Source organism: Pseudooceanicola sp. DL12, from assembly GCF_056270665.1.
This window is the reverse complement of record NZ_CM149884.1, coordinates 3422994-3449414: the sequence shown is the minus strand read 5'-3', so window position 1 is coordinate 3449414 and position 26421 is coordinate 3422994. Positions and strand designations below refer to the sequence as shown.

Here is a 26421-nt window from a genome sequence, read left to right as displayed (position 1 = left end):
TCAGTTCGTACGCAGGCCGGTTTCGTGCAGCATTCCCTGACGCTTGGCCTCGTAGTAGTAGCCGCGGGAATACCATTTCACCGCAGTATCCATGTTGCCGTCAGACAGCAGCCATGCGCCGCGCAGGTACTTGACCGCGTACTTGAGGTTCGTTTCAGCATCGAGCAGGTCGCGTGCATTGCCAGAGAACCCCATGGAACGGGCAGTGGCCGGCAGGATTTGCATCAACCCGTAGTAGGGACCGTTGCGAGCCTCGGGGCGATGGGTGCTCTCCCGGACGACAACCTTCTGCACGAGTTTCACGGGCACTTCGTATTCGGTCGCGTATTTCTCGATAAGGTTGCGCAGCTCCGGCGTCTCGTTCGGGTGCAGCGGCGAGGGGTCCACGAAATATGCCCGCGTTGTCATATCGCTTTGGGCGCTGCTGCAGGCCGCCAGGGCCACCAGCATGATTACGGCAAGACAGCGGGCAGGGGCTCGCATCCTCTTTGCTCCATACAGTTGCTCTGTTTTCCGATTAGGCGAAGAGGTGGAATCGGGAAAGTAAAACCTTTCCTCATAGGCGGGTCCATGCCGCCCTGAGCCTGTCAGGAAAGGGTTACGGCTTGCACCCACCAGTCGGGTCGGGCCCCGGCGATGATTTGTGCGGCATTTGTCGCCAGGGTTGCATCGGGAAAGAGACCAAAGCAGGTGGCCCCCGATCCGGACATACGAGAGAGAAGACACCCCGGCGTACTGCCGATATCGGCAAGCGCTGCTCCGATGCCGGGCGCGATCTCCAGCGCCGGTGCCTCGAGGTCGTTCCTCGTGTCCAGCAGCCAGGTAGCGATATCCTGGATCGTTGCCGCAGAGGGGATCTCGGCCAGCATCGGCGGGTTTGCCCGGCTCCTGAGGGCGCGGAACACTGGAGGTGTGGCCATCGCCATGCCGGGGTTCACGAGGATGGCCGGCAGTGGCGGCAGGCCTGAGATCGGCGACAGACGATCGCCGATCCCCTGCATGCGGGCGGCGCGCGAAGCCATGCAAACCGGTACGTCGGCGCCAAGGTGGCCAGGGTCCGCGGCAGTTTTCACACCGGTCAGCGTGCTGATGCCGCGCAGGACCGCCGCGGCGTCTGCGGAACCACCGCCGATGCCTGCTTCTGCGGGCAGGGTTTTCTCCAGCGAAATGGTGACGGGGACTCCGGCAAGACGTGCGGCACGCAGGCAGAGGTTGCTGTCGTCGCTGGGGATGCCGGCTGCGCGGGGGCCATGCACGGTCAAGGCATAATCCTCTGCGCGGGTCAGGGTGACGATGTCGCCGTGGTCGGCGAAGACCACCAGCGAGTCGAGCGTGTGGTATCCATCCTCGCGCTGTCCCGTGACATGCAGGGTAAGGTTGACCTTCGCCGGAGCGAGCACTCTGACGCTCGCTCCGGCAATTGTACCTTGTGTATTGGTATTCATGGTATTCCCGCGGATATCCTGTCAGCCGCCGTCACGCGCAAGTTGTTCGAATTGACGAGTCTCATCGGCGACCACTTGGTCGAGGCCTACCTTCAGCTTTTGCCGGATACGGGTCGCCTGAGCTTCGTCGGGCGCACAGGAGAGCGCGCGCTGCCATTGGAAACGGGCCTCGAGTTGACGTCCGACGCGCCAGTACACATCGCCGAGATGGTCGTTCACCGTGGCGTCGACCGGCATCAATTCGGCTGCCCGCTCCAGGTGGTCCACGGCATCGGCCGGGCGGTCCAGGCGGTAGAGAGCCCAGCCGAGACTATCCGCGATATAGCCCGAGTCGGGGCTGAGCTGAGCTGCCTTCTCGATCATCTGCAGGGCTTCATCGAGCTTCTCGCTTTTCTCCACGAGGGAATAGCCGAAGTAGTTCAGAACGCGCGGCTGATCGGGGCTGAGTCGCAGCGCGTTGCGGAAGTCGAGCTCTGCGAGGCGCCAGTTGCCGAGGCGCTCCTGGCTCATGCCGCGAGCGTAGTAGATGAACCACTGGGACGGGTCTTCGTCGGAGTATTCGCCGAGGGCCTTGGTGTAGGCATCGACTGCTTCGAGATGGTTGCCGAGCTGACGCTGCAGGTCGCCACGCGCCGTCTGGATGCGAGGCAGATCGGGATAAGAGGTTGCCAGCTGGTCGAGAACCTGAAGAGCAGTGCCCGGCTCTCCGGAGGCTAGCAGGGCCTCTGCGCGGCCCAGCTCTGCCTGGTAGAAAAGGGGGCTGCTGTTGGGTACGGCACGATAGGCACGCGTTGCAAGGCCAGGCCGTCCGAGTTGTTCCAGGAGGTCTCCGGTAAGGAGAATGGAATCGATGTGGTTTGGGTTCAACGCATTGGCGAGGCGTGCATAGAGCAAGGTGTACTCGTAGCTTGCCTCGCTCTGAAGGGCAGATGCCACGGAGTAGAAGATCTCGGCTCCGCCATCCTGAACCGTCGAGACATAAGTGAAAGGCAAGGTTTCGCCATCCGCCAGAGCAGCACGAACCTTGGCGATCTCCGGCGGCAGGTCAAGGCCGAAGAGCGAATCGATAAGGGTAACGGCATCTGCATTCCGGTCGAGCTGGGAGAGCACCTCGACCCTTGCAAGGGCGCCGCGGCGGGTCATCTGGACCGGCTCTCCGTTGCTGACTTCATAAACGGCTTCGGCGCCGGCGTAGTCGCCCTGGTAGGCGAGGGCGAGGGCCTTTTGATAACGTGCAAAGCGTTCAAGCCCGGGCTGGCTACCTATGCGGTCGAACTCTGCCATCGCCTTCGCGGTGTCGCCCTTGCCGATCTCAGCCCAGGCCACCATCATCCCGTCGATCAGTGCACCCGCGCCCTTGCCGGCTTGTACCCGATCGATCACGGCGTCAAAGTTGCCGCGGCCCAGGTCATCGACGAGCAGAACCATGTTCGACAGCTGTGTCGGGGCGCCCAGGTTTTCGAGATGGACAGAGGGTTGGATCGCGGCAGTCGAGGCGCCGGAAGCCACCTCGGACTGGATCAGGCCCTGCAGGACCATCGGATCGTTCGGCGCATCGCCCGAGGCACGAAGGTAGAACTGCGCCGCGGCATCGTAGTCGTCTGTCATGAGAGCCTGGCGCGCGGCGAGATAGTTGCCGGCAAGATCCCCGGCGCTGGCTGTCATCGGCATGACGCTGGTGATTGCCAAGACGGAGACTTGTAAAAACTTCATGTTGGAACCTCAGTGCCTGTGTTCTCAAGGAAGCGTAAGGCATGTTCCGTCGTTAAAGCAACGCGGGGCTTCGTTTCCGAAGCCCCGGTCACGTAAAATGTGAAGGATCAGTTTACATATTGGGATAGTTTGGGCCGTCACCACCTTGAGGTGTGGTCCAGTTGATGTTCTGCGTAGGGTCCTTGATGTCGCAGGTTTTGCAGTGCACGCAGTTCTGGAAGTTGATCTGAAACTTCGCGTCTGCCCCTGCGCCCACGAACTCATAGACGCCGGCCGGGCAGTACCGCGCCGAGGGGCCGGCAAATTTCGGCAGGTTGACCGAGAGCGGCACCGTATCGTCCTTCAGTTTCAGATGGCAGGGCTGGCTTTCTTCGTGGTTGGTCATCGCGAAGGAGACGTTCGTCAGCCTGTCGAAACTGATCTTGCCGTCGGGTTTGGGATAGTCGATCGGTTTGTGCTTTTCGGCCGGTTCCAGCGCGGCCGCATCGGTCTTGCCGTGCTTCTGGGTGCCAAAGATCGAAAAGCCGAGTGTGTTGGTCCACATGTCCAGCCCGCCAAGGGCGAGAGAAGCCGTCAGCCCGTACTTCGACCAGAACGGTTTGACGTTGCGAACCTTCTTGAGATCCTTGCCGATCTCTCCTGTGCGCACGGTTTCTTCGTAAGCGGTCAGTTCGTCACTGGCCCGCCCGGCCTTGAGGGCCTCGTAGGCGGCTTCAGCGGCCGCCTTGCCAGAGAACATGGCGTTGTGGTTGCCCTTGATACGGGGCACGTTGACCATGCCCACCGAGCAGCCGAGCAGTGCCGCACCCGGCACGACCATCTTGGGCATTGACTGATAGCCGCCTTCGGAAATCGCGCGGGCGCCATAGGCCACGCGCTTGCCGCCTTCCAGAAGTTCCTTGATCATCGGGTGCTGCTTGGCCCGCTGGAACTCCATGTAGGGGAACAGATAGGGGTTCTTGTAGTTCAGGTGCACCACGAACCCGATGAACACCTGGTTGTTCTCGGCGTGATAGATGAAGCTGCCGCCGCCGGCATTCTTGCCAAGGGGCCAGCCCATGGTGTGAGTGACGGTGCCTTCCTTGTGCTTGGCCGGGTCGATCTCCCAGATCTCCTTCATGCCCAGGCCGAATTTCTGCGGCTCTTTCCCGGCAGAAAGGTCGTACTTCGCGATCAGTTCCTTGGCTAGGGAACCCCGGACGCCTTCCGCGATCAGGACATATTTGCCATGCAACTCCATGCCGGGTTCGTACCCTGGGCCTTCTGTGCCGTCGCTGTTCTTGCCGAACTCGCCTGCCACCACGCCCTTCACTTCGCCGTTCTCGCCATAGACCAGCTCGGAACAGGACATGCCGGGGAAAATCTCTACGCCCATTTCCTCGGCCTGTTCGGCCATCCAGCGGCAGACATTGCCCATCGAGACGATGTAGTTGCCGTGGTTGTTCATCAGCGGCGGCATCGGCCAGTTCGGGATGCGGACCTCTCCTGCTTCACCGAGCAGGTAAAAGTTGTCTTGTGTCACGGGCGTATTGAGCGGCGCACCTTTCTCCTTCCAGTCTGGAATGAGGGCATTCAGGCCGCTGGGGTCGAGAACTGCACCGGACAGGATATGCGCGCCGACTTCGGAGCCTTTTTCCAGGACGACCACTTCCAGGTCTGCGTCAAGCTGCTTGAGGCGGATCGCCGCGGACAGGCCAGCGGGACCCGCTCCCACGATGACCACATCGTATTCCATGGTTTCGCGTTGCGTCTCGGACATGTTGGCTCCCCGGTGGACTGGCTCGGTAATATTGTTGCGTTTGACTAGCGTTAATATCCTTGTAGCGTCAATTGCTACGATGCGTCAGACCGTAATTGCGACGGTTATTCAACGGAAACGGCATTCGAACCGAAAGTCGCTGAAGGGCAGGGCGGCTCTGTCTCGTCTTTGGTGGTCAATTGCCCTCGTGGCGTGTTTCTCGCCCAGTGGGTTCGCTTCCGGACCTGCGGATGGCTATTCCGACTTCGCCGTTTTGTGGCAAGGATCCGCCCGTGCACGGAAGTGAAACGGCCGGTGCACAGAGGGGGGGCGTGATGCAGAGCAAGCAAACAAAGTGGTTCCCTCAGAGGAAAGACCGCTGTAGTGCGGCCCCCGCTAACTGCCGCAAACTGCTTGCATTCGGCCCGCGGTTTGGGTCAGGTAGCTGAACCTACGAAGGATCGAGAGGGGCCTGCACTGGCCCCTTTCTGCTTGCCAGGGAGGGCAGCGATGGAAAAGATACCGATGACCAAAGCGGGCTTTCTGAAACTCGAAGCCGAGTTGAAGCAGCTGAAGTCCGTTGACCGCCCCGAGATCATCAAGGCGATTGCCGAGGCGCGTGAACATGGCGACCTGTCGGAGAACGCCGAATACCATTCGGCCCGCGAAAAGCAGAGCTTTGTCGAGGGCCGCATCAAGGAACTGGAAGGTGTCCTGTCTCTGGCTGATGTCATCGACCCCAAGACCCTTTCCGGGTCGATCAAGTTTGGTGCCAAGGTGACGCTCGTTGACGAGGACACGGACGAGGAAAAGACCTGGCAGATCGTTGGCGAGTACGAAGCCAACATTGAAAAAGGTCTGCTGAACATCAAGTCCCCCATTGCCCGGGCCCTGATCGGCAAGGAAGAGGGTGACTCGGTCGAGGTGCGGACCCCGGGTGGCGAACGTTCTTACGAGGTGCTGACGATCGTCTACGAATAGGCGATCCTTGGCGTCTTTTGCCAGGAGTACCGTTATGAGTGGCGGCCAGGAACAGGATGACTTTCAGGGTGTGGCCGGGGCCGGACAGGTCAGCAGCGCACAGCAGGGCCCCGCGCCTCGCGGATTTACCGGGCTAGAAACTGCGGCACTTGTCGCAAGCCTGCTCTGGATCGTGGGGGCGGGCATCGGAATGGTCATGCTCTATCGACCGATGGCAGATGGTGATCAACGTGCTGCCGTGCTCGAGATCACGATGATGGTGCTCGCGGTGGCGGTCCCGGTTGCCCTGATCTGGGTGGCAGCGATCGCGGCGCGATCTGCACGGGTGATGCGTGAGGAAAGCCAGCGCCTGCGCGCGGCTATCGATGCAATGCGGCATGCCTATGTCACCCAGAGCCAGCGCGGCAGTGGCAGCGATTCCGTCGTTACGCGCAAACTTGACGAGATTCTCGGGGCTCAGCGCAAGACCGAGACGGCCTTGCTGACCTTCAGTTCGATCCGCGACGCCAGCGTCGAGCGCGGAGAGACCACCCTTCCGCATCATGTCCATCCGGATGACGGGGACCAGGCGCCTCTGCCGCTGGATGGTCCCGAGGTGAGCACCCAGCCGCCGCTTTCCCGAGAGGATTTCATTCGGGCGCTGAACTTCCCCGAGACAGCCGAGGATGAAGCCGGATTCGCGGCCTTGCGGAAAGCCCTGAAAGAGCGCCAATCGGCACTGCTGATACAGGCGTCGCAGGACATCCTGACTCTGTTGAGCCAGGACGGCATCTACATGGATGACTTGCGGCCCGACATGGCACGGCCTGAAATCTGGCGCATGTTTGCCAAGGGAGAGCGTGGCCGTCAGGTTGCCGCACTCGGTGGTATTCGCGACAGGTCCTCTCTTGCGCTGGCCGCCGGCCGCATGCGGCAAGATCCGATCTTTCGCGATGTCGCACACCATTTCCTGCGTCGGTTCGACAAGATGTTCGTGGAATTCGAGGAGAGCGCTTCCGACCAGGAGATCCAGGCGCTCGGTGACACGCGCACGGCAAGGGCCTTCATGCTGCTCGGGCGGGTAGCCGGAACCTTCGACTGATCCGTTTCTGAGGGCGGTGCAAAAGAAAAGGCGCGGCAGTTCCGGACTGCCGCGCCTTTTTCCGTTTCGCTGTCCCGGTTCAATTGATCCGGGCAACAACGTAGGCGGCCAGATCGGTCATGATCTCGCGCAACTCGGATACGGGCATGATCTTCAGCGCATCCTGTGCGCGGGCGGACCATTCGAGAGCCGTCGCGCGGGTGCTGTCCAGCGTACCATATTTCTTCATCAGTGTCAGAGCGTGTTCCAGATCGCCGTCTTGCTGTTTGCCGCGGCCAATCGTGCGTTCCCAGAAGGCACGTTCTTCGGCGTCGCCCTGGGCGATGGCGCGGATCACGGGCAGGGTCAGCTTGCGCTCGCGGAAGTCATCTCCGACGTTCTTGCCGGTCTTGCCACTGTCTCCGAGATAATCGAGCAGGTCATCGGCCATCTGGAAGGCAATGCCTAGGGCATCGCCATAGGTGAACAGGGCCTGCACCTCTTCTGGCGAGGCACCAGCGAGAACAGCGCCGGATTCGGTTGCCGCCGAGAATAGCGCCGCGGTCTTGCCGCGGATAACCTGCAGATAGGTGTCTTCGGTCGTCGCGATGTCCTGGGCGGCCGTGAGCTGCAGTACCTCGCCCTCTGCGATCGTTGCGGAGGCGCCGGACAGAATCTCCAGCACACGCAGGCTGCCGGGTTCGATCATCAACTGGAACGCGCGCGCAAAAAGGTAGTCGCCCACCAGGACCGATGACTGGTTGTCCCAGAGGAGGTTCGCGGTGGGCCGGCCCCGGCGCTGCTGGCTCTCGTCTACCACGTCGTCATGCAGCAGCGTGGCGGTGTGAATGAATTCGACCGTTGCCGCAAGTGACAGGTGGTGCTCGCCCTCGTAGCCGCAGAGCTTGGCGGCCGCTATGGTCAGCATGGGCCGAAGGCGCTTGCCCCCGGCCTCGACCAGGTGGGCCGTCACTTCGGGAATTCGTGGTGCATGGCGCGAGGCCATCCGTTCCCGGATCAGCACATTCACTGCGTCCATTTCGGACTGCAGGGCAGCCGCCAGTGCATCATGGGGTCTGGTTGCCAATTGATCCAAACCGTCTCTCCCGTCAATGGTCTCGACAAACCGGGCAAGCTGTCTTTATCTGCAGAGCGATGAGACAGTTGTTACGCACCAACGATCTAACCCGTCTTGCCTTTGCCCAGGCTTTACTTCAGGGCGAGGATATAGACTGCTTTGAAATGGACGTAAATATGAGCGTGCTAGAAGGGTCCTTGGGCATACTGCCGCGGCGCCTCCTGGTGCGGGACGAGGATTTCGAACGCGCGACCGGGGTGCTTGAGGACAATGGGATCGAGACCAACGGTTGACTGGCCCGAGGAAGAGCTCAGTAGCGACAAGTTTCTTGGCGGCAAGCTGGTGCTGCATCAGCCGCGTCACGGGTACCGGGCAGGCATAGACCCGGTTTTGCTGGCCGCCTCCATTCCGGCAAGGGCCGGCGAAAGCCTACTTGATATTGGCTGTGGCATCGGAACAGCGGCGCTCTGCGCGGGCGCGCGAGTACCTGACCTGCGCTTGGTCGGGCTGGAACGTCAGGCACCTTACGCCGCGCTGGCACGCCGCAATGCCTCAGAGAACGGACTCGAAATGGAGGTCTTCGAAGGAGACCTCGCCTATCTGCCCGCTGCGCTGCGGCAGCAGCAGTTCGATCACGTTGTCGCGAACCCGCCCTATTTCCGTCGGGATGCCTCTGTCAGGGCACATGCCGAAGATCGCGAACACGCCATGGGAGAAGAAACGCCCCTTGCTCTCTGGGTGCAGGTGGCGGCCCGCAGATGCAGATCCGGGGGCTATGTCACCTTCATTCACCGCGTGGAGCGCCTGCCGGAACTGATGGCCGCGTTTGCGGCGTCGCTCGGGTCGCTGGAGCTGAAGCCGCTGACCCCGCGGCGCGGGCGGGAATCACAGCTGTGCCTGCTGCGGGGGCGCAAGGAGGGCAGGGCCGCCTTCAGGCTCCACGCTGGCCTGCAGCTGCATGCATCCGACCGACATAGCGGCGATCGCGATGACTACACGCCTGAGGTGAGTCGCATCCTTCGTGAGGGATTTCCGCTTACCTTTGCGCCCTGAGCCGGCGGCTTGTTGCGAGTCCTTTACCATAGGGCATTGAGGCAAGAAGATTTTTTACAATTCGTTAACACTTGGGCCGCACGCTGACTCCCACGCGTGACAGAAATGTAAAAATGTGGTGCACTGAGGGCACCGCACACACAGAGAGGAGACGACCCATGAGCTTGAGTTCCCATGTCGAAGAACTGAAGAGAAAACACGCATCCCTCTCGGCCGCTGTTGCCGAAGCGCAGCGGTCGCCCGGTATCTCCGACCTGGAGATTACCGCAATGAAAAAACAGAAACTTCGCCTGAAAGAGCAGATCAGTCGACTGGCCCCCGCCCATTGAACCGCTCCGGGGCGGTTGCCCCGGTACGGTAGCAACAAGTCCTTCAATCTAAGTCTTCAGGCTGGCGCGCGCGGCGATTGCTGCGCCGCCGGTGATCAGCACAGCGGCAATGGCGATCTTCCAGGTGGGATCCGCGATCCCCGTCAGAACCAAAGCCAGTGTCGACAGGAGCGGGGCGGCGTAGGAAGCTACGCCAAGCAGCTGTATGTCGCCCCGTTTTACCCCGACATCCCACGTGTAAAACGCCAGGCCGACAGGTCCCAGCCCCAGCGCTAGAACTGAGATCCAGCCGATCGTTCCTTGTGGCCAAGCGGCCTCTTCCAGCGCGAGGTGTAGCAGGAGCGAGATCACTGAGGTGGCAAGGCAGAATAGGGTGACCGCGGCAGTAGGTACCGCGGAAAAGCTGCGTGAGAGCACCGAATAACCCGACCATGTCAGCGCACAGGCGAGGGCCAGGAGATAGCCCTTGAGGTAGGCGGGGTCATAGCCGGAGCGTCCGCCCATGATGATGAGGGCTGCGCCGGCAAAGCCCATGACAGCGCCACCCAGATGCGCTGCGCGGAGGCGCTCGCCGGGCAACAATCCCGAGAAGAGAACGATCAGAAGAGGCCAGAGATAGGCGATGAGCCCCGCCTCGGCGGCGGGCGCATTGCGGAGGGCCGCGAAATAGAGTGCGTGATAGCCGCAGAGCCCCCCGATCCCGAGCACGTAAGCTAGAATGGGTACGCGTCTCAGGGAGGCGAACTGCCCGGTTCGAGCGGTCCAGACCAAACCAATCGTGCCACCAACCGCGAAGCACATGGCGTTCAGCTGCAGAGGCGGCACCGGCGAGGTGCCGACGGTGAAAAGAGCCAGCAGGGCCCAGAGCAGGACGGCGGTAAAGCCGATCGCGGTGGCGCGGGAACGGGTCATTGGGCACTGGTGCGACGCCCGTCCCGGGAGGTCAATGCAAAAGAGCCGACCTTGGGCGGCTCGGCTCTTCGAAATGGCGGATCGCTGAAATCAGACGAAGAATTGGCCACCGTTCGCCGTGATCGTCGAGCCGGTGATGAAGCCGGCGTCGTCGGAGGCGAGGAAAGCCACGCAACGGGCAATCTCCTCGGGTTCGCCAAGGCGGCCAACGGGGATCTGCCCGATGATGGCCTCTCGCACTTTTTCCGGCACGGCCATGACCATGTCCGTGGCGATATAGCCGGGACAGATCGCGTTGGCGGTAATGTTGAACCGCGCGCCCTCCTGCGCGAGGCTCTTCACGATACCCAGGTCGCCGGCCTTCGTGGCTGCATAGTTCACCTGGCCGAACTGGCCCTTCTGGCCGTTGATCGAGGAGATCACCACGACACGGCCGAACTTGCGTTCACGCATGCCCGGCCAGACCGGGTGAATCGTGTTGAAGACGCCGGTGAGGTTGGTGTCCACAACCTCTTTCCACTGCTCCGGTGTCATCTTGTGAAAGGGCGCGTCACGGGTGATGCCGGCATTTGCGACGACGATGTCGATCGAGCCGATTTCATCCTCCACCATGGCGATCCCGGCCTTTGAGGCCTCGTAATCGGCCGCATTCCATTTGTAGGTCCGGATTCCGGTGGCCTCGGTGAATTTCGCCGCCGCGTCATCGTTGCCGGCGTAAGTGGCCGCCACCGTGCAGCCAGCGTCTTGCAGGGCTTGGGAAATGGCCGCACCTATACCTCGGGATCCCCCGGTCACAAGAGCTGTCCGTGCCATGTATACTCCTCCAAAGTTAAATCTCGTCGGTAACACTGTTACTCATGGGTTGTGTTTTCGGCAACAATATTTCTTAATGAAATCTTACTTTGCCGCGAGAGTACCTGCGTGGGGAGCGAGCAAGTATCCATAATCAAAGAAAAAGGCGCCTTTTGGCGCCTTTCCCATCATGTCAGGGGCGTTCAACGCACATGGCCACGCCCATGCCGCCGCCAATGCAGAGCGTCGCGAGGCCCTTCTTGGCGTCACGACGCTTCATTTCGAACAGCAACGTGTTCAGGATGCGGCAGCCGGAGGCGCCGATCGGGTGGCCGATGGCGATGGAGCCACCGTTCACGTTGACGATTTCCGGATCCCAGCCCATGTCCTTGTTCACGGCGCAGGCCTGAGCGGCGAAGGCTTCATTGGCTTCAATCAGCTCCAGGTCCGAGGCCTTCCAGCCGGCCTTTTCAAGCGCGGCGCGCGAAGCATAGATCGGACCGACGCCCATGATCGACGGGTCCAGGCCCACCGTGGCATAGGAGACGATGCGCGCCAGCGGTTCGATACCACGTTTCTCGGCTTCGTCGGCCGACATGAGAAGTGCAGCTGCCGCGCCGTCGTTGATGCCCGAAGCATTCGCGGCGGTGACGGTCCCGTCCTTGGTGAAGGCAGGCCGCAGCTTCTGCATCGCCTCGATGGTGGCCCCGTGGCGGATGTATTCATCGTCCTCTACAATCGTCTCGCCCTTGCGGGTCTTGACCGTGAAGGGAACGATCTCATCCTTGAACTTGCCGGCTTTCTGGGCGGCTTCAGCCTTGTTCTGAGAGGCGACCGCGAATTCGTCCTGCATCTCGCGACTGATCTGCCATTGGGCGGCCACGTTCTCTGCGGTCTGGCCCATGTGGTAACCGTTGAACGCGTCCCACAGGCCATCCTTGATCATCGAGTCGATGTATTTCATGTCGCCCATCTTCTGGCCTTGACGTAGGTTGGCCACATGGGGCGACAGTGACATGCTCTCCTGGCCGCCGGCGGCCACGATCGAGGCGTCACCAAGCATGATGTGCTGGGCGGCAAGCGCCACAGCGCGCAGGCCCGACCCGCAGACCTGGTTGATACCCCAGGCAACGGATTCGATGGGAAAGCCCGCGTTTACATGGGCTTGGCGTGCGGGATTCTGGCCCTGTCCGGCGCTGAGAACCTGGCCGAGGATGGTTTGCGAGACTTCGGACTTGTCGACGCCGGCGCGGGCGACGACTTCGTTCAGGACCGCGGTGCCCAGATCATGGGCGGGCGTGTTCGCGAAAGATCCGAGAAAGGATCCGACGGGCGTGCGCGCCGCGGATGCGATAACGACATTGGTCATTGGTTTCCTCCACCAGTGCGGGCCCGGCGGAAGCGGGCCCATTCATTAACCTTTAAAAGAGACTGTGCGACGTCTCGATGACATGGGTCAAGCGATGCCGCGCCGGAAGTCGCGGTGCTGCCCTTGCGGCGCCCGCGCAGATGGCGTTTCCTGCGGAGACTGCGCGGGAGGCGAAATGGCACAAGAGATCATCCGCTGCGACTGGGCCGGGCCCGAGCAGATCTACTTGGATTACCACGACCGCGAATGGGGCGTGCCAGAAAGAGACAGCCGCGCGCTCTGGGAAAAGCTGGTGCTGGATGGGTTCCAGGCCGGGCTGAGCTGGATCACCATATTGAAGAAGCGGGATAATTTCCGCGCGGCCTTCGAAGGTTTCGATCCGCGATCCATCGCGGAATGGGACGAGACGCAGGTGCAGCGCCTGCTCCAGGACCCCGGCATCATCCGCCACAGGGGCAAGATCGAGGCGACGATCGGCAACGCGCGCGCCTGGTGCGAGATCGAGGAAAAGGGCGGGTTCGACCAGTTCCTCTGGCGCTATGTCGATGGCGTCGCCCTGCAGCCGCGCTATGCGACGCAGGCCGATGTGCCGCCCGCAACGCCGCTGTCGGAACAGGTTTCAAAGGACCTGAAAAAGGCCGGGTTCCGCTTTGTCGGCCCCACGATCGTTTACGCTTTCATGGAGGCCTGCGGGCTGGTGAACGACCATCTGACCACCTGCCATTGCCACGAGAAAGTGGCGGCGCTGAAGGCGGAATAACCTCGTCGGTATTCCTAAGATTGAATGTTTTCAAGTCCCTGAAAAGGCCGGATTCCAACGTCGGTATTACGTCGGTATCGCGTCGGTATTGCGTCGGTGCGATTTCGGCCTCCGCGAGCGGAGCCCGAAGCCTCCGGCGGGGATATTTCCGGCCAGATGAAAGAGCCGTCGCGCCCTGTCATCTGGCCAGAAATATCCCGGGGGAGTCTCCGAAGGAGACGGGGGCAGAGCCCCCGGCCAGGGGTCAGCCCGTTGTGCCGATGGCATCGAGGCGGGCGAGGGCCGCATCATCCAGCGGAATGCCGGCGGCCGCCACGTTGGCGCGCAGGTGGGCGCGTTTCGAGGTGCCGGGGATCAGCAGGATGTTGGGACTGCGCTGCAGCAGCCAGGCGAGCGCCAGCTGCTGGACCGAATGACCGAGCTCTGACGCGAGCGTCGAGAGCGCCTCGGATTGCAGGGGCGTCAGCCCGCCCAGGGGGAAGTAGGGCACATAGGCGATGCCGGCGGCGGCGAGGTCGTCGATCAGGGCGTCGTCCTGGCGCAGGGCGATATTGTACATGTTCTGCACGCAGACCACCGGTGCGATGGCGCGGCACTGGCGCACCTGTTCCGCGCTTACCGTGCTGAGGCCGATGTGGGCGACAAGGCCCTCCTGCTGCAGCGCGGCCATGACCTCCATCGCGGCGAGGACCTCGGCATCGGTGGAAAAGGTGCCGAGACCGCCCATGCGCAGGTTGACCACGTCCATCTGTTCGAGGCCGAGGCGCTCGAGGTTGTCGAGGACGGAACGGCGCAGGAAGTCGGGGGTATGGGAGAGCAGCCAGTCGCCTGTCTCGTTGCGATAGCCGCCGATCTTGGTGACCAGTGTCAGCCGGTCGGGATAGGGGGCGAGGGTCTCTCGGATCAGGTCGTTGGTGACATGGGGGCCGTAGAAATCGGCGGTGTCGATATGGTCGATGCCGAGGGCGAGCGCCTCCTGCAGCACGGCGCGGCATTCCTCGGGGTCGTCGGGGACCCCGAAGGCGTGGTGCCCGGCAAGCTGCATGGCACCAAAGCCCATGCGGTTCACGGTGATGTCGGTGCCGGGGAGGGTGAAGCGGCCCGCGGCGGCGGCGGGGAGGGTGGCGGAGAGGGGGGCTGTCATGGCGATATCCTTTGATCGGGACCAGTGGAACGGATATGGCTGATCGCGAATTCATTGATAACCGGGGTTCCGGCGAATAGGTTGTTCGGCATGGCGAACAATAATGCTCTTCCTCCCATGGATGACCTCGGGGTCTTCCTGGCCGTCACGCGGGCCGGCGGCTTTCGCGCCGCGGCGCGCTGGCTGGGCGTCTCGCCCTCGACCGTGAGCGAGACGGTGACCCGGCTCGAGGCGCAGCTGGGCGTGCCGCTCTTCATCCGGACCACCCGCAGCGTGCAGATGACCGAGGCGGGGGCGGCGCTGGCGGCGCGGCTGGAGCCGGTGATGGCCGAGACGCGGGCGGCGCTCGATGCGGCGGCGAGCAGCGCCGGAGAGCTGCGCGGGCGCATCAAGCTGAACGTGCCGGGCGCGGTGATGGTGGATATCCTGCCGCCGATCCTCGACCGCTTCCTGACCCGCCATCCCGGTGTGCGGGTCGAGGTGAAGGTGGACGACCGCTTCGTGGACATCATCGCGGCCGGTTGCGACGCGGGCATCCGCTATGGCGAGGCGCTGGACCAGGACATGATCTCTGTGCCGATCGGGCCGGCGCGGCAATGCGGGGCGCTGGGCGCGGCGCCCGGTTACCTTGCGCGCCGGGGGATGCCGGAGCATCCGCGCGACCTGATGGAGCATGATTGCATCCGGGCGCGCTTTGCCAGCGGCAGCCTGATCGAATGGGAATTCGAGAAGGAGGGCGAGGGTCTGGTGGTGGATCCGCCGGCGCGGCTGATCATCGGCGCGCCGGCCTCGGGGGCGGCGATCGACCTGGCCGTGGCGGGGCAGGGGATCGTGGCGGGGTTCGGCAACTGGCTGCAGCCGCAGTTCGACGCCGGGCGCCTGATCCCCGTTCTGCCCGACTGGTGGCAATGGTTCGACGGCCCGCGCCTGTATTTCCCGAGCCGGGTGGTGGCGCCGGCGCTCCGGGCCTTCATCGACACGGTGGCCGAGGCGCGTTCGGTGGCCTGAGCGCCCTGGTGGCCCTTCAGCCGCCCGCGGCGAAGGCGTCGAAGACGGCGATGGCCTCGGGGGAGTTCCAGTCGGCGCCGCCGATCAGCCGCGCCACTTCCTGCCCCTCGGGGTTCACGATCAGGGTGACCGGCAGGGCGAGGGCCGCGGCGTCGCGGGCCTGCACGCTCTTCGGGTCGCGGTAGCGGGGCAGGTCGGCGGCCTGGGCCTCTTCCATGAACTTGTCGATGGCGAGCGGGTTGTTGGGGCCGGTGGCCAGCGTCACCACGGCGAAGTCGTCGCCGCCGCGTTCCGCGTCGAGGGCGGCGAGCGTCGGCATTTCCTCGCGGCAGGGGGCGCACCAGACCGCCCAGAAGTTCAGCAGGACCCATTTGCCGCGGTAATCGGCCAGGCTGGCGGTGCCGGAGGGGGTCTCCCAGGTGGCATTGGTCAGGTCCTTCGGCGCGTCGAGCACCTGCAGCTTGCGCATCTCGCCAGTGACCAGCGCGTCGATGCCCTCGGGCGCGGCCTGGGCGGGCGTTGCAGGAAGGGCAGCGGTGATTGCACCCAGCGCGAGGCCCGTATAAACGACGGCAGACAGAATTCTTCTCATGTTTCCTCCGACAGGTGGCCCGATGACCGATAGCCAAGCGAACAAGATGTGGGGCGGCCGTTTCGCCGAAGGCCCCGATGCCATCATGGAGGCGATCAACGCCTCGATCGGGTTCGACAAGCGGTTGGCGCCGCAGGATATTGCAGGCTCGCGCGCCCATGCCGCGATGCTGGCGGCGCAGGGCATCATCAGCGATAGCGATGCGGAGGCGATCCGTGAAGGCCTGCTCACGGTCTTGTCAGAGATCGAGGCGGGGAATTTCGCGTTTTCGACCGCGCTGGAAGACATCCACATGAACGTGGAGAGCCGCCTGAAGGACGTGATCGGCGAGCCGGCGGGCCGGCTGCACACCGGGCGGAGCCGCAACGACCAGGTGGCGACGGACTTCCGCCTCTGGGTGCGCGACCAGGCCGATGCGGCGATCGAGGGGCTGCGGGCGCTGATCGGCGCGCTGCTGGGCCAGGCCGAGGCGGGCGCGGATTGGGTGATGCCCGGGTTCACCCACCTTCAGACGGCGCAGCCCGTCACCTGGGGCCATCACATGATGGCCTATGTCGAGATGTTCAGCCGTGACCTGGGCCGGTTCACCGATGCGCGGGCGCGGATGAACGAGAGCCCGCTGGGCGCCGCGGCGCTGGCCGGCACGTCCTTCCCGCTGGATCGCCAGATGACCGCCGAGGCGCTGGGCTTTGACCGGCCGATGGCCAATTCGCTCGACGCGGTGAGCGACCGGGATTTCGCGCTGGAGTTCCTGGGGGCCGCCAGCATCTGTGCGATGCACCTGAGCCGGATGGCGGAGGAGCTGGTGATCTGGTCCTCGGCGCAGTTCCGTTTCGTGGCGCTGTCGGACCGGTTCTCGACCGGGTCCTCGATCATGCCGCAGAAGAAGAACCCCGATGCGGCAGAGCTGATCCGCGCCAAGATCGGCCGGATCTTCGGCGCCAACGTGGCGCTGATGACGATCATGAAGGGGCTGCCGCTGGCCTATTCCAAGGACATGCAGGAAGACAAGGAACAGGTCTTTGACGCGGCCGACAACCTGATGCTGGCGCTGGCCGCCATGACCGGGATGGTGGGCGACATGAAGGCCAACGTGCCGGCACTGGAAGCCGCCGCGGGCACGGGCTTCTCCACCGCTACCGACCTCGCCGACTGGCTGGTGCGGGTGCTGGGCATGCCCTTCCGGGATGCGCACCACGTGACCGGCAGCCTTGTTGCCATGGCCGAGGGCAAGCACTGTGACCTGCCCGAGTTGAGCCTTGCGGACATGCAGACGGTGGAGCCGCGCATCACCGAGGAGGTTTTCACCGTCCTGGGCGTGCATAATTCCGTCGCATCGCGTATGTCCTATGGTGGAACGGCACCCGCACGGGTGCGCGAACAGGTGGCGGCATGGAAAGCAAAGCTCGGCTGATCACGATGGGGGCCGCCCTGGCGGCCCTGACGCTGCTGGCGGGATGCGGCGCCGATGGCGTGCCGATCACGCCGGAGCCCAACAGCCTGCCCGCGCCAGGCTCGGGCCTCGACATCTCGGGGCAGTCGGGCGATGGCGCCGGGGCCGCCGACGAAGCGGTCTACGACACCTCGATCTGAGCGGGAGCCGGGGCGGGTTCGCCGCGGGTCACGCCGCCCCACGGGCAGGACGCGCGGCATGAGCGGCAGGACGCGGGGCATGAAATGCAACAGGGGCGGGCCTGCGCGCGGCGCGGGTTCCCCTTGGTCGCCGGGCGGTGTAAGCGGGGTCGAACCTGACTGCCACTACCTGACCCCCGGGGATCCCGCATGGACCATTTCCTGTACCGCGACGGCGCGCTCTATGCCGAAGACGTGCCCCTGACCGAGATCGCGGCCGCCGTCGGCACGCCCTTCTACGTCTATTCCACCGCAACGCTGACGCGCCATTTCAAGCTGTTCGACGAGGCGCTTTCGGGCATGGATCACCTTGTCTGCTATGCCATGAAGGCCGCCAGCAACCAGGCGATCCTGAAGATCATGGCCGACCTGGGCGCCGGCATGGACGTGGTCTCCGGCGGGGAATACGCCCGGGCGAAGGCCGCCGGCGTGCCCGGCGACAAGATCGTGTTTTCCGGCGTGGGCAAGACCCGCGAGGAGATGCGCGCGGCGCTGGAAGGCGGCGTGCGGCAGTTCAACCTTGAAAGCGAGCCCGAGATGGAGCGGCTGAACGCCGTGGCCCTCGAGATGGGCGTGGTGGCGCCGGTGACGGTGCGGGTGAACCCCGACGTCGACGCCAAGACCCATGCCAAGATCGCCACCGGCAAGAGCGAGAACAAGTTCGGCATCCCTATCACCCGCGCCCGCGAGGTCTATGCCCGGATCAAGGAACTGCCGGGGCTGAAGGCCGTGGGGATCGACGTGCACATCGGCAGCCAGCTGACCGACCTGGAACCCTATCGCCTGGCCTTTGCCAAGGTCGCCGAGCTGACGCAGGAGCTGCGCGACGACGGCCACGACATCATCCGTCTCGACCTGGGCGGCGGCTTGGGCATTCCCTACGAGCGCGGCAATTCCGCGCCGCCGCTGCCGGTGGAATACGGCGCGATGGTGCAGGAGATGCTGGGCCATACCGGCTGCGAGATCGAGATCGAACCGGGCCGGCTGATCGCCGGCAACGCCGGGCTGATGGTCAGCGAGGTGGTCTATGTCAAGCACGGCGAGGGCCGCGATTTCCTGATCGTCGATGCCGCCATGAACGACCTGATCCGCCCCGCCATGTACGATGCCCACCACGACATCGTACCGGTGACCGAGGCGCAGGCGGGCGTCGAGCAGCAGCCCTATGACATCGTCGGCCCGGTCTGCGAGACCGGCGACACCTTTGCCAAGCAGCGCGCCCTGCCGCCGCTGAAGGAAGGCGACCTGGTGGCTTTCCGTTCGGCCGGGGCCTATGGCGCGGTGATGGCGAGCGAATACAATACCCGGCCGCTGATTCCGGAGGTTCTGGTCAATGGCGATCAATTCGCCGTCATCCGGAAAAGACCGTCCTTTGAGGAGATCATTAACCGAGATACGATACCTGAGTGGTTGTGACGCGAGAAACGCGTCTTCCCATCGGGACGGAGCATGGCTGACCAGACGCATTATACCGAGACGTTGCGCCGCCTCAGGTGGCAGCTTTTCCTGACACGGACGGGCCTGCTGGCCGAAAGGCTGGCGCGCTGTTTCTGGCCGCTCTGGACCATCGTGATCACCGTCCTGGCCCTGCTGATGCTGGGCGTGCAGGACAGCACCTCGATCGAGCTGGTCTGGGCGGTGGTGGCTGCGGCGGTTCTCGGGACGCTCTGGTTTCTCGTGCGCGGCGCCATGCGTTTTCGCTTTCCGCGCCGGGAAGAGGCCCTTCAGAGGCTTGATGCCTCGCTGAAAGGCAATCCCATTCAAGCCCTTAGGGACAGCCAGGCGATCGGCGCCAATGACCTTGGCTCCTCTGCGCTCTGGGCCGCGCATCAGCGGCGCATGGCCGAACAGGCCGCCCGTGCCAAGGCCCCGGAACCCGATCTGAAGCTCTCCCGGGCCGATCCCTTCGGCCTGCGCTACGTGGGGCTGCTGCTGCTGATGGTGGCGCTGCTCTTCGGTTCGTTCTGGCGTGTGGGCAGCGTCGGGCAGATGGCGCCCGGCTCGGCCAATGCCGCCATCGGGCCCAGCTGGGAAGGCTGGATGTCGCCGCCGCCCTATACCGGACTGCCCACCCTCTACCTGCCCGATATCACCTCCGACACGATCATCGCGCCCGAGGGATCAGAGATCACGATGCGCCTCTATGGCCCCGAGGGCCGGCTGAGCGTGGCCGAATCCGTCTCGGGGCGCAGCGGGGATCTGCCGCCGGCGGACACCGCTGCACAGGATTTCATCGTTCACCGCGAGGGCACGCTGAGCGTCGAGGGCCCCGGCGGCCGCGAATGGCAGGTGGCGATGATCCCCGATGCCGCCCCCACTGCCGAGGTGACGGGCGAGGGCCATGCCAGTGTGGACGGCCAGATCACGATTCCCTTCCATGCGGCAGATGACTACGGGGTCGAGACCGGCGAGGCGGTGATCCGCCTCGACCTGGCCAAGGTCGACCGGCGCTATGGCCTGGCGATGGATCCCGAGCCGCGCGACGACCTGGTGGTGCCGCTGCCGATGCCGATCTCCGGCAGCCGCAAGGATTTCGAAGAGGCGCTGATCGAGAATTTCTCCGAGCATCCCTGGGCCAACATGCCGGTGACGGTGACGCTCAAGGTGCAGGACATGCAGGGGCAGGAGGGCACCTCCGCCCCCTTCGAGATGGACCTGGACGCCCGGCGTTTCTTCGATCCGCTGGCCGCGGGCTTCATCGAGATGCGCCGCGACCTGCTGTGGAACCGGGCCAATGCGCCGCGGGTGGCGCAGGTGCTCCGGGCGATCAGCTGGGAGCCGGAGGGGCTGTTCCGTGACGAGGCGCTGATGGACCAGACCCGCGACGTGATCGGCCGGATCGAGGGCGCCGATGGCGCGCTGACCGACGAGGAGGTCGATGCGATCTCCAAGGCGCTCTGGGACATGGCGACGGGGCTGGAAGACGGCGATCTCGACGATGCGCGGGAGCGGATGCAGCGGGCGCAGGAGCGCCTGAACGAGGCGATGCGCAACGGGGCCTCCGACGAGGAGATCGCCCAGCTGATGCAGGAGCTGCGCGACGCCACGCAGGATTACATGCGCCAGCTGTCCCAGCAGGCGGCGCGCGAATCCGAACAGAACCCGGACCAGCCGCCGATGGACATGGAAAATGCCCTGCAGATGAACCAGGGCGACCTGCAGCGGATGATGGACCGCATCCAGGAGCTGATGGAGCAGGGCCGCATGGCGGAGGCGCAGGAGGCGCTGGAAGAGCTGCAGCGGCTGATGGAGAACATGCAGGTGACCCAGGGCCAGCAGGGCGGCCAGGGCCAGCAGAGCGAGGGCCAGGAGGCCATGGACGGGCTGGCCGAGACGCTGCGCGACCAGCAGGGCCTGTCGGACGAGGCCTTTCGCGAGCTGCAGGACCAGTTCAACCAGGGCGGCCAGCAGGGCCAGCAGCAACAGGGCCAGCAGGGCGACCAGATGGGGCAGGGCCAATCGCAGGGCCAATCGCAGGGTCAGCCGCAGGGCCAGCAACCCGGCCAGCAATCGGGCAACATGCCGGGCCAGCAGGGGGATCCGGGCGGCTCCGGCAGCCCTGACGCCGGCACCCTGGCCCAGCGTCAGCAACAGCTGCGCCAGGAGCTGAACCGCCAGAGCGGCAACCTGCCGGGGCAGGGCACCGAGGCCGGGCGCGCCGCCCGCGAGGCGCTGGAGGATGCCGACCGCGCCATGGGCAATGCCGAGCAGGCGCTGCGCGACGGCGACCTGCCCGAGGCGATCGACCAACAGAGCCAGGCGATGGATTCGCTGCGCGAGGGCATGCGCCAGATGGGCGAGGCGATGTCGGAACAGGAACGCCAGTTCGCCGGCCAGCAGGGCGAGAGCCAGGGCGAGAACCCGGGCCAGCAGAACGATCCGCTGGGCCGCAACTCCGGCACCAACGAGGATCCGGGCACGACCCAGGAAATGCTGCAGGGCGAGGATGTCTATCGCGAGGCGCAGAACCTGCTCGACGAGATCCGCCGCCGCTCGGGCGACAATGAGCGCTCGCAGCAGGAGCTGGACTATCTCAACCGGTTGCTCGAGCGCTTCTGACTGACGCGCAGGGGGCGGCAGCGTGCCGATACTGGGCCGATACCGGGCCGGGCCGAGGCGGTACCGGGCCGAGGCGCGGTGCGCGAGGCGGCACACTGATACGAGGAAAAACCGCGCGGGGCTGCAGGCCCGGCGCGGTTTTTCGTTACGGGACGCAGGGTTTAGCAGGCGGGTCCTGGATTGACGGCAAGGGCAGGGGGTGGAGAGGGCCACAGGCGCCCCGGGGTGTCATTCCTGCGTGATTTGCCGTTTCGGTGCGGGAGAGGAAGGGCGTGGGGGGAGGGCTGACGGATTGGCGGGCTGCAAGCGACCTGCGGTTTGTCAATGCGGCAGGGGGGCGAAGGAGGGGGCGAGGCCCCGAGCGGGGGCAGGAGCGGTGCGCGGCAGGTTCGCGCGGCAACCGGGATCTACTTGCGCAGCGTGGCGGGACGCGGCCCCACATGAGCCCGTGGGCGCGATCGGCCCGTGGGCGTGCACGCGGGCAGCGGGCCGGGCGCCCGGGCCGGTAACGGCGGGACTTGCGGAAATGCCGGGGGCGCGAATGGGCCAGCGCTGGGGCCAAGGGCCGGCCGGTGTCCCAGCGCCGGCCCCGGGGGCCTACCAGGTGGTCTCGACCCGGGCCAGGACCTCGGAGAGCCAGTCGCGGGCGGCGTCGACCTGGCCGGCATAACCCTCCATCAGCGGCGCGGTGGCGGGCACCGCCGAGCTGATCGACGCGGCGCCGTAATAGAGCAGGACAGCCAGCAACGCGACGACAAGGGGAATCAGGACGCCGATCCAGAAGGCCTTGCGCAGGCTGGCGGGGGTCTCCTCCTCCGGTGCCGAGACGCGCTGGCCGGCGGGCGCGGTGGCCAGCGCGGTGTTGATGTCCTCGATGTCGGGCAACAGGTCGCGCCGCGATGGGGAAACCGGCCTTTCCGGTGGTTTCGCGCCTCCGGCGCCGGCAGGGGGCGCGGCGGGGGTGCCAGCGAGGGCTGCGGCCTCGGCCGGATCAGCCTGAAGCCCGGCCATCGGGGAGCGGGCGGGCTCTGCGCGCGGCGCTGCCCGGTCCTCGGGGGACAGGACGGCGGGGCCCGCCGCGGGCGCGGGGGGCTGCAGGCTCAGCTCGGTCTGGGTTTCCAGCGGCGCGCTGTCGCGGGCGCGGGTCGAGAAGGCGGCCTCTTCGCGCAGCACGTCGAGCACGGCCGGGTCGATCTGACGGCGCGGGCGCCCCGGCGGCGGCGCCATGGGCAGGTCATCGTCGGTGTCGTCGATATCGGTGGCGGCGGGCTCGGCGGCGATGGGCCCTGACGTCGGCGCGCCGACGTCGGACGGCGTGACGAAATCCGTCCCGGGGGAACCGACGGGCGGGGCCTCGGGGCCGGAGGGCAGGGGCGGTTCGGTGGCGGCTTCGGGGGGCACCGGGCGGAAGGGGCCGGCCGTGTGACCGCGCGACTGGAACCAGGTGGACCCGCAGTTGGAGCATTCGACATCGCGGCCGTGTTCGGGCACTGCCTCGTCTGGAACCTCGTACTGGGCCCCGCATTTCGGGCAGGTCAGCCTCATTCTTCCCCCGCGTCCCCTGGCATCTTGCCGCGTCCTGTCGGCGCCGCACGGGCGCCTTGCCTTGCCTGCGGCGCCCGGAATTGCACCCCCGGCGCCGGCTCTCTGCCCCCGCCGCAGGCAGCCGCTGGCCACCGCGCGAAAGACAGGTCCTGGCGGTCAACATAGGTGCTAAGCCCGCGGCGGAAAAGTGCTATCTGCGGAGGACCGCCGACGGGAAGAGGCCGATTGAAAGAGCCGGGCCGCTGATGCAAAAGGAGGCGTAATGTACGAGGGATCCCTGTGATCGAGCTGGAAAACCTGGCCTATTCCTATGGCGGCGGCGAACTCTTGCGCGGAATCTCCCTGAAGCTTGTGCCGGGGTCGTTCCACTTCCTGACCGGGCCATCGGGGGCGGGCAAGACAACCTTCATGAAACTCTGCTATGGCGCGCTGACCCCCACGGCGGGGCGGGCGCGGCTGTTCGGGCAGGACCTGTCGGAGATGAGCCGCGACGAGGTGGCGCTGCTGCGCCGCAAGGTGGGCGTGGTGCACCAGGACGTGCGGTTCCTGGACCATCTCTCGGTGGCCGAGAACATCGCGCTGCCGCTGATCGTGGCGGGGCTGGACCCCGGCGCGGAGGTGGAGAACCTGACCGACCTGATCAGCTGGTGTGGCCTGGGCAAACGGGTCGATGCCCTGCCGCCGGAACTGTCGGGGGGCGAACGGCAGCGCGCGGCACTGGCCCGCGCGGTGATCATGAGCCCGGACGTGATCCTGGCGGACGAGCCCACGGGCAATGTCGACTGGGAGATGTCGCAGCGGCTGATGGCGCTGCTGATCGAGCTGAACCGCATGGGCAAGACGGTGGTGATCGCGACACACGACCTGGGCCTGATCCGGGCCACCAAGAGCAAGGTCCAGGCCCGTGTGCTGCGGATCTCGAACCGGCGGCTGCAACTGGCGGGGGCGGAACTGTGAGACAGGTGCTGTTGAACATCACCGGGCTGATGCGGGGCGACGGCGCAAGCGACCGCGTGGTGCCGCCCACCGGGTTCACCGCGCGTCTGACGCTGTTCTCGGCGGCGGCGATGACCTTCCTTGCGGTCTTCGCGCTGGCGCTCTCGCTGGCGGCGGGGCGGCTGGCTGACCGCTGGAGCGACGACCTGGCACGCAGCGCGACGCTGCGTATCAGCGCCCCGGCCGAAGACCTGCCGGCGCTGACCGAAACGGCGCTGAAGGTGCTGAACACCACCCCCGGAATCGCCGAGGCCCATGCCCTGAGCCAGGAGGAGGAGGCCGCGCTGCTGGCGCCCTGGTTCGGCGAGGGCGTGGCGCTCGACGATCTGCCGGTGCCGCAGCTGATCGCCATCACCGAGGACGGCAAGGGATACGACGGCGATGCCCTGCGGCTGCGGCTGGAGGGCGAGGTGCCGGGCGCGCTGCTGGACGATCACGGGCGCTGGCGCCGGCCGCTGTTGCAGGCGGCAAAGCGGATGCGCGCCATGGGCTGGCTTTCGCTGCTGCTGATCACCGGGGTGACCGGGGCGATCGTGTCGCTGGCGGCGCATTCGGCGCTGGCGGCCAATGCGCAGGTCATCGAGGTGCTGCGGCTGGTGGGCGCGACGGACGAGTTCATCGCCCGCGCCTTCGTGCGGCGCTACACGCTGCGGGCCTTCTGGGGGGCCGCGATCGGCATGGTCGCGGGGCTGGTGGCGATCTGGCTGCTGCCCGAGGCCCAGCCGGAGGGCGGCTTCCTGACCGGCCTCGGTTTTCAGGGCTGGGGATGGATCTGGCCCTTTTTCCTGCCGCTGGTCGCGGCTATCGTCGCCTTCTGGGCCACAAGGTCCGCCGCAAGACGAATCCTCGAAGAACTGAGCTGAGCCGCGATGAAAGCCCTGCAGTACATCCTGTCCCTGATCTTTGTCCTGCAGATGTACCTGGTGATGGGCATCATGGGCATCTGTTTCCTGCCCTGGGCGCTGGTCAGCCGGAATGGGGCCTACGTGGGCGCGCGGCTCTATTGCCACTGGATCCGCTTCAGCCTGCGACTGCTCTGCGGGCTGAAGACCGAGGTGCGCGGCGAGGTGCCCACCGAAGAGGTGCTGATCGCGTCCAAGCACCAGTCGTTCCTCGACATCATCCTGATCGTCAGCGTGGTGCCGCACCCGAAGTTCATCATGAAGGACATCCTGAAATGGGCGCCGGTGCTGGGCTGGTACGCGCTGCGGATCGGTTGCGTGCCGGTCAAGCGGGGCCGCCGGGCCGATGCGATCAGGCAGATGATGCGCGACGTGACCTCGGGCGACTCGCCGCCGGGACAGCTGATCATCTTTCCGCAGGGCACCCGCGTGGCACCGGGGGCCGACATGCCCTACAAGGCGGGCGTGGTGGCGATCTATGAACAGACCGGCCAGAGCTGCGTGCCGGCGGCGACCAACGTGGGGCTGTTCTGGCCGCGCCGGGGCTTGATGCGCAAGCGCGGCACGGCGGTGGTGGAATTTCTGCCGGCGATGGCTCCGGGCCTGCCGCGCGAGCAGTTCCGCAGGGAGCTGCGCCACAGCATCGAGAGCCGCTCGCAGGCGCTGATGATCGAGGGAGGCTTGGCCGCCGATGAACTACCTGCAATCGATTGAGGCGCTCGAGGCGCTCTATGGCACGCCGGGGGCGGCCGCGCTGCGCAAGGTCGCGGTGAAGATGACGCCCGAGTACCGGCGCTGGATCATGGCGAGCCGCTTCTGCGTGATCTCGACCGTGGGGCCGGAGGGCGCCGACGGCTCGCCGCGCGGCGATGACGGCCCGGTGGTGATGGAGCTCGACGAGGGCACGCTGGCGCTGCCCGACTGGCGCGGCAACAACCGCCTCGATACCCTGCGCAACATCGTGCGCGACCCGCGCGTGGCGCTGATGTTCATGGTGCCGGGCAGCAACAACGCGGTGCGGGTGAACGGCGAGGGCCGGATCACCGACGACGCGGAATTGCGCGCGCGGTTCGAGAAGGACGGCAAACAACCGGCGACGGTGATCGTCATCAAGATCCACGAGATCTACAGCCAATGCGCCCGGGCGCTGATCCGGTCGCGCCTCTGGACCAGCGGCGACGAGAGCGAGGGCCTGCCCACGGTGGGCGAGATCCTGTCCTCGATGACCGAGGGCGAGGTTGGCGGGCAGGACTACGACGACAGCTGGGCCGCCCGCGCCGCCCGCACCATGTGGTGAAAACCCGCCGATCACG

General features: G+C 65.4%; 26 protein-coding genes. 15 read left to right on the top strand and 11 right to left on the bottom strand.

Going from position 1 to position 26421, the window contains the following annotated elements:
• From AC0WR5_RS15990 to AC0WR5_RS15975, 4 genes are all read right to left on the bottom strand, one after another.
• The gene (locus AC0WR5_RS15990; RefSeq protein ID WP_475864602.1) at window positions 1-483 is read right to left on the bottom strand and encodes a transglycosylase SLT domain-containing protein; all 483 of its coding nucleotides are present in this window, start codon (window positions 481-483) and stop codon (window positions 1-3) included.
• A gap of 104 nt (window positions 484-587) precedes the next feature.
• The gene (locus AC0WR5_RS15985) at window positions 588-1445 is read right to left on the bottom strand and encodes a 4-(cytidine 5'-diphospho)-2-C-methyl-D-erythritol kinase (RefSeq protein WP_475864601.1); all 858 of its coding nucleotides are present in this window, start codon (window positions 1443-1445) and stop codon (window positions 588-590) included.
• Between the two features lie 21 nt (window positions 1446-1466).
• The gene (locus tag AC0WR5_RS15980; RefSeq protein WP_475864599.1) at window positions 1467-3158 is read right to left on the bottom strand and encodes a tetratricopeptide repeat protein; all 1692 of its coding nucleotides are present in this window, start codon (window positions 3156-3158) and stop codon (window positions 1467-1469) included.
• 112 nt (window positions 3159-3270) lie between these two features.
• A complete protein-coding gene (locus AC0WR5_RS15975) occupies window positions 3271-4917 on the bottom strand; it encodes an electron transfer flavoprotein-ubiquinone oxidoreductase (protein WP_475864597.1) in 1647 nt (548 codons plus the stop codon).
• A gap of 489 nt (window positions 4918-5406) precedes the next feature.
• On the opposite strand from AC0WR5_RS15975, the gene greA reads away from it, so the two are divergent.
• Both greA and AC0WR5_RS15965 read left to right on the top strand, forming a co-directional pair.
• Complete coding sequence (gene greA, locus AC0WR5_RS15970) at window positions 5407-5877, top strand: transcription elongation factor GreA (RefSeq protein ID WP_475864596.1); 471 nt, start codon at window positions 5407-5409, stop codon at window positions 5875-5877.
• Window positions 5878-5911: 34 nt separating this feature from the next.
• Window positions 5912-6958, top strand: coding sequence for a hypothetical protein (locus AC0WR5_RS15965; protein WP_475864595.1), 1047 nt, complete (start codon window positions 5912-5914; stop codon window positions 6956-6958).
• 79 nt (window positions 6959-7037) lie between these two features.
• Here the strand turns inward: AC0WR5_RS15965 and AC0WR5_RS15960 are convergent, their stop codons facing one another.
• Window positions 7038-7976 carry a polyprenyl synthetase family protein gene (locus AC0WR5_RS15960; protein WP_475864592.1) on the bottom strand — a complete coding sequence of 313 codons (939 nt, stop codon included), beginning with the start codon at window positions 7974-7976 and terminating at the stop codon, window positions 7038-7040.
• Window positions 7977-8092: 116 nt separating this feature from the next.
• Here AC0WR5_RS15960 and AC0WR5_RS15955 point away from each other — a divergent pair, with 116 nt between their 5' ends.
• The 3 genes from AC0WR5_RS15955 (at window position 8093) to AC0WR5_RS15945 (ending at window position 9397) form a co-directional block, all read left to right on the top strand.
• On the top strand, window positions 8093-8308 hold the full coding sequence (locus AC0WR5_RS15955) for a putative signal transducing protein (RefSeq protein ID WP_475864591.1): 216 nt from the start codon (window positions 8093-8095) through the stop codon (window positions 8306-8308).
• Window positions 8286-9068, top strand: coding sequence for a tRNA1(Val) (adenine(37)-N6)-methyltransferase (locus AC0WR5_RS15950; RefSeq protein ID WP_475864589.1), 783 nt, complete (start codon window positions 8286-8288; stop codon window positions 9066-9068). Before AC0WR5_RS15955 ends, AC0WR5_RS15950 begins: the two co-directional genes overlap by 23 nt.
• A 158-nt stretch (window positions 9069-9226) precedes the next feature.
• The gene (locus AC0WR5_RS15945) at window positions 9227-9397 is read left to right on the top strand and encodes a YdcH family protein (protein ID WP_475864587.1); all 171 of its coding nucleotides are present in this window, start codon (window positions 9227-9229) and stop codon (window positions 9395-9397) included.
• 48 nt (window positions 9398-9445) lie between these two features.
• On the opposite strand, the gene yddG is transcribed toward AC0WR5_RS15945, so the two are convergent.
• From yddG to AC0WR5_RS15930, 3 genes are all read right to left on the bottom strand, one after another.
• Window positions 9446-10309, bottom strand: a complete 864-nt coding sequence (gene yddG / locus AC0WR5_RS15940) for an aromatic amino acid exporter YddG (RefSeq protein ID WP_475864585.1) — start codon at window positions 10307-10309, stop codon at window positions 9446-9448.
• 90 nt (window positions 10310-10399) lie between these two features.
• On the bottom strand, window positions 10400-11122 hold the full coding sequence (gene phbB, locus AC0WR5_RS15935; protein WP_475864584.1) for an acetoacetyl-CoA reductase: 723 nt from the start codon (window positions 11120-11122) through the stop codon (window positions 10400-10402).
• 172 nt (window positions 11123-11294) lie between these two features.
• Window positions 11295-12470: an acetyl-CoA C-acetyltransferase gene (locus tag AC0WR5_RS15930; protein WP_475864583.1), complete on the bottom strand. Its 1176-nt coding sequence runs from the start codon at window positions 12468-12470 to the stop codon at window positions 11295-11297.
• 175 nt (window positions 12471-12645) lie between these two features.
• On the opposite strand from AC0WR5_RS15930, the gene AC0WR5_RS15925 reads away from it, so the two are divergent.
• Window positions 12646-13230, top strand: coding sequence for a DNA-3-methyladenine glycosylase I (locus tag AC0WR5_RS15925; RefSeq protein WP_475864582.1), 585 nt, complete (start codon window positions 12646-12648; stop codon window positions 13228-13230).
• A gap of 244 nt (window positions 13231-13474) precedes the next feature.
• Here AC0WR5_RS15925 and AC0WR5_RS15920 read toward each other — a convergent pair whose 3' ends face one another.
• Window positions 13475-14374: an oxidoreductase gene (locus AC0WR5_RS15920; RefSeq protein WP_475864580.1), complete on the bottom strand. Its 900-nt coding sequence runs from the start codon at window positions 14372-14374 to the stop codon at window positions 13475-13477.
• A 90-nt stretch (window positions 14375-14464) separates the two neighbouring features.
• On the opposite strand from AC0WR5_RS15920, the gene AC0WR5_RS15915 reads away from it, so the two are divergent.
• Window positions 14465-15382: a LysR family transcriptional regulator gene (locus tag AC0WR5_RS15915; protein WP_475864578.1), complete on the top strand. Its 918-nt coding sequence runs from the start codon at window positions 14465-14467 to the stop codon at window positions 15380-15382.
• 16 nt (window positions 15383-15398) lie between these two features.
• On the opposite strand, the gene AC0WR5_RS15910 is transcribed toward AC0WR5_RS15915, so the two are convergent.
• Window positions 15399-15974: a TlpA family protein disulfide reductase gene (locus tag AC0WR5_RS15910; protein ID WP_475864577.1), complete on the bottom strand. Its 576-nt coding sequence runs from the start codon at window positions 15972-15974 to the stop codon at window positions 15399-15401.
• A 22-nt stretch (window positions 15975-15996) separates the two neighbouring features.
• On the opposite strand from AC0WR5_RS15910, the gene argH reads away from it, so the two are divergent.
• The 4 genes from argH to AC0WR5_RS15890 all read left to right on the top strand — a co-directional run bounded on the left by argH (window position 15997) and on the right by AC0WR5_RS15890 (window position 21665).
• A complete protein-coding gene (gene argH / locus AC0WR5_RS15905) occupies window positions 15997-17388 on the top strand; it encodes an argininosuccinate lyase (RefSeq protein WP_475864575.1) in 1392 nt (463 codons plus the stop codon).
• Complete coding sequence (locus AC0WR5_RS15900; protein WP_475864574.1) at window positions 17367-17567, top strand: hypothetical protein; 201 nt, start codon at window positions 17367-17369, stop codon at window positions 17565-17567. The genes argH and AC0WR5_RS15900 overlap by 22 nt, the downstream gene beginning before the upstream one ends.
• A 189-nt stretch (window positions 17568-17756) precedes the next feature.
• Window positions 17757-19022: a diaminopimelate decarboxylase gene (gene lysA / locus AC0WR5_RS15895; RefSeq protein ID WP_475864573.1), complete on the top strand. Its 1266-nt coding sequence runs from the start codon at window positions 17757-17759 to the stop codon at window positions 19020-19022.
• Window positions 19023-19055: 33 nt separating this feature from the next.
• Entirely contained in the window at window positions 19056-21665 is a 2610-nt protein-coding gene (locus AC0WR5_RS15890) for a TIGR02302 family protein (protein ID WP_475864570.1), read from the top strand.
• Window positions 21666-22262: 597 nt separating this feature from the next.
• Here the strand turns inward: AC0WR5_RS15890 and AC0WR5_RS15885 are convergent.
• Complete coding sequence (locus AC0WR5_RS15885) at window positions 22263-23210, bottom strand: zinc-ribbon domain-containing protein (RefSeq protein ID WP_475864568.1); 948 nt, start codon at window positions 23208-23210, stop codon at window positions 22263-22265.
• A gap of 279 nt (window positions 23211-23489) precedes the next feature.
• Here AC0WR5_RS15885 and AC0WR5_RS15880 point away from each other — a divergent pair, with 279 nt between their 5' ends.
• From AC0WR5_RS15880 to AC0WR5_RS15865, 4 genes are read left to right on the top strand one after another with little or no spacing between them, the layout of a single operon-like run.
• Window positions 23490-24167 carry a cell division ATP-binding protein FtsE gene (locus tag AC0WR5_RS15880; protein ID WP_475864566.1) on the top strand — a complete coding sequence of 226 codons (678 nt, stop codon included), beginning with the start codon at window positions 23490-23492 and terminating at the stop codon, window positions 24165-24167.
• Between the two features lie 29 nt (window positions 24168-24196).
• Window positions 24197-25069 (top strand): cell division protein FtsX, encoded by an 873-nt coding sequence (locus AC0WR5_RS15875; protein WP_475869039.1) that lies wholly within the window; start codon window positions 24197-24199, stop codon window positions 25067-25069.
• Between the two features lie 6 nt (window positions 25070-25075).
• Window positions 25076-25822, top strand: coding sequence for a lysophospholipid acyltransferase family protein (locus AC0WR5_RS15870; protein WP_475864564.1), 747 nt, complete (start codon window positions 25076-25078; stop codon window positions 25820-25822).
• Window positions 25800-26405, top strand: a complete 606-nt coding sequence (locus AC0WR5_RS15865) for a pyridoxamine 5'-phosphate oxidase family protein (protein ID WP_475864562.1) — start codon at window positions 25800-25802, stop codon at window positions 26403-26405. Before AC0WR5_RS15870 ends, AC0WR5_RS15865 begins: the two co-directional genes overlap by 23 nt.
• Window positions 26406-26421: the final 16 nt, after the last annotated feature.

Bases quoted from the DNA above. Each gene is read 5' to 3' on its own strand.
- greA (WP_475864596.1), top strand. From the start codon at position 5,407: ATGGAAAAGATACCGATGACCAAAGCGGGCTTTCTGAAACTCGAAGCC.
- AC0WR5_RS15980 (WP_475864599.1), bottom strand. From the start codon at position 3,158: ATGAAGTTTTTACAAGTCTCCGTCTTGGCAATCACCAGCGTCATGCCG.
- AC0WR5_RS15955 (WP_475864591.1), top strand. From the start codon at position 8,093: ATGAGACAGTTGTTACGCACCAACGATCTAACCCGTCTTGCCTTTGCC.
- argH (WP_475864575.1), top strand. From the start codon at position 15,997: ATGACCGATAGCCAAGCGAACAAGATGTGGGGCGGCCGTTTCGCCGAA.
- AC0WR5_RS15990 (WP_475864602.1), bottom strand. From the start codon at position 483: ATGCGAGCCCCTGCCCGCTGTCTTGCCGTAATCATGCTGGTGGCCCTG.
- phbB (WP_475864584.1), bottom strand. From the start codon at position 11,122: ATGGCACGGACAGCTCTTGTGACCGGGGGATCCCGAGGTATAGGTGCG.
- AC0WR5_RS15930 (WP_475864583.1), bottom strand. From the start codon at position 12,470: ATGACCAATGTCGTTATCGCATCCGCGGCGCGCACGCCCGTCGGATCC.
- yddG (WP_475864585.1), bottom strand. From the start codon at position 10,309: ATGACCCGTTCCCGCGCCACCGCGATCGGCTTTACCGCCGTCCTGCTC.
- AC0WR5_RS15870 (WP_475864564.1), top strand. From the start codon at position 25,076: ATGAAAGCCCTGCAGTACATCCTGTCCCTGATCTTTGTCCTGCAGATG.
- AC0WR5_RS15875 (WP_475869039.1), top strand. From the start codon at position 24,197: ATGCGGGGCGACGGCGCAAGCGACCGCGTGGTGCCGCCCACCGGGTTC.
- AC0WR5_RS15920 (WP_475864580.1), bottom strand. From the start codon at position 14,374: ATGACAGCCCCCCTCTCCGCCACCCTCCCCGCCGCCGCCGCGGGCCGC.
- AC0WR5_RS15890 (WP_475864570.1), top strand. From the start codon at position 19,056: ATGGCTGACCAGACGCATTATACCGAGACGTTGCGCCGCCTCAGGTGG.
- AC0WR5_RS15910 (WP_475864577.1), bottom strand. From the start codon at position 15,974: ATGAGAAGAATTCTGTCTGCCGTCGTTTATACGGGCCTCGCGCTGGGT.
- AC0WR5_RS15865 (WP_475864562.1), top strand. From the start codon at position 25,800: ATGAACTACCTGCAATCGATTGAGGCGCTCGAGGCGCTCTATGGCACG.
- AC0WR5_RS15960 (WP_475864592.1), bottom strand. From the start codon at position 7,976: ATGGACGCAGTGAATGTGCTGATCCGGGAACGGATGGCCTCGCGCCAT.
- AC0WR5_RS15965 (WP_475864595.1), top strand. From the start codon at position 5,912: ATGAGTGGCGGCCAGGAACAGGATGACTTTCAGGGTGTGGCCGGGGCC.
- AC0WR5_RS15925 (WP_475864582.1), top strand. From the start codon at position 12,646: ATGGCACAAGAGATCATCCGCTGCGACTGGGCCGGGCCCGAGCAGATC.
- AC0WR5_RS15900 (WP_475864574.1), top strand. From the start codon at position 17,367: ATGGAAAGCAAAGCTCGGCTGATCACGATGGGGGCCGCCCTGGCGGCC.
- AC0WR5_RS15915 (WP_475864578.1), top strand. From the start codon at position 14,465: ATGGCGAACAATAATGCTCTTCCTCCCATGGATGACCTCGGGGTCTTC.
- AC0WR5_RS15985 (WP_475864601.1), bottom strand. From the start codon at position 1,445: ATGAATACCAATACACAAGGTACAATTGCCGGAGCGAGCGTCAGAGTG.
- lysA (WP_475864573.1), top strand. From the start codon at position 17,757: ATGGACCATTTCCTGTACCGCGACGGCGCGCTCTATGCCGAAGACGTG.
- AC0WR5_RS15945 (WP_475864587.1), top strand. From the start codon at position 9,227: ATGAGCTTGAGTTCCCATGTCGAAGAACTGAAGAGAAAACACGCATCC.
- AC0WR5_RS15950 (WP_475864589.1), top strand. From the start codon at position 8,286: ATGGGATCGAGACCAACGGTTGACTGGCCCGAGGAAGAGCTCAGTAGC.
- AC0WR5_RS15975 (WP_475864597.1), bottom strand. From the start codon at position 4,917: ATGTCCGAGACGCAACGCGAAACCATGGAATACGATGTGGTCATCGTG.
- AC0WR5_RS15885 (WP_475864568.1), bottom strand. From the start codon at position 23,210: ATGAGGCTGACCTGCCCGAAATGCGGGGCCCAGTACGAGGTTCCAGAC.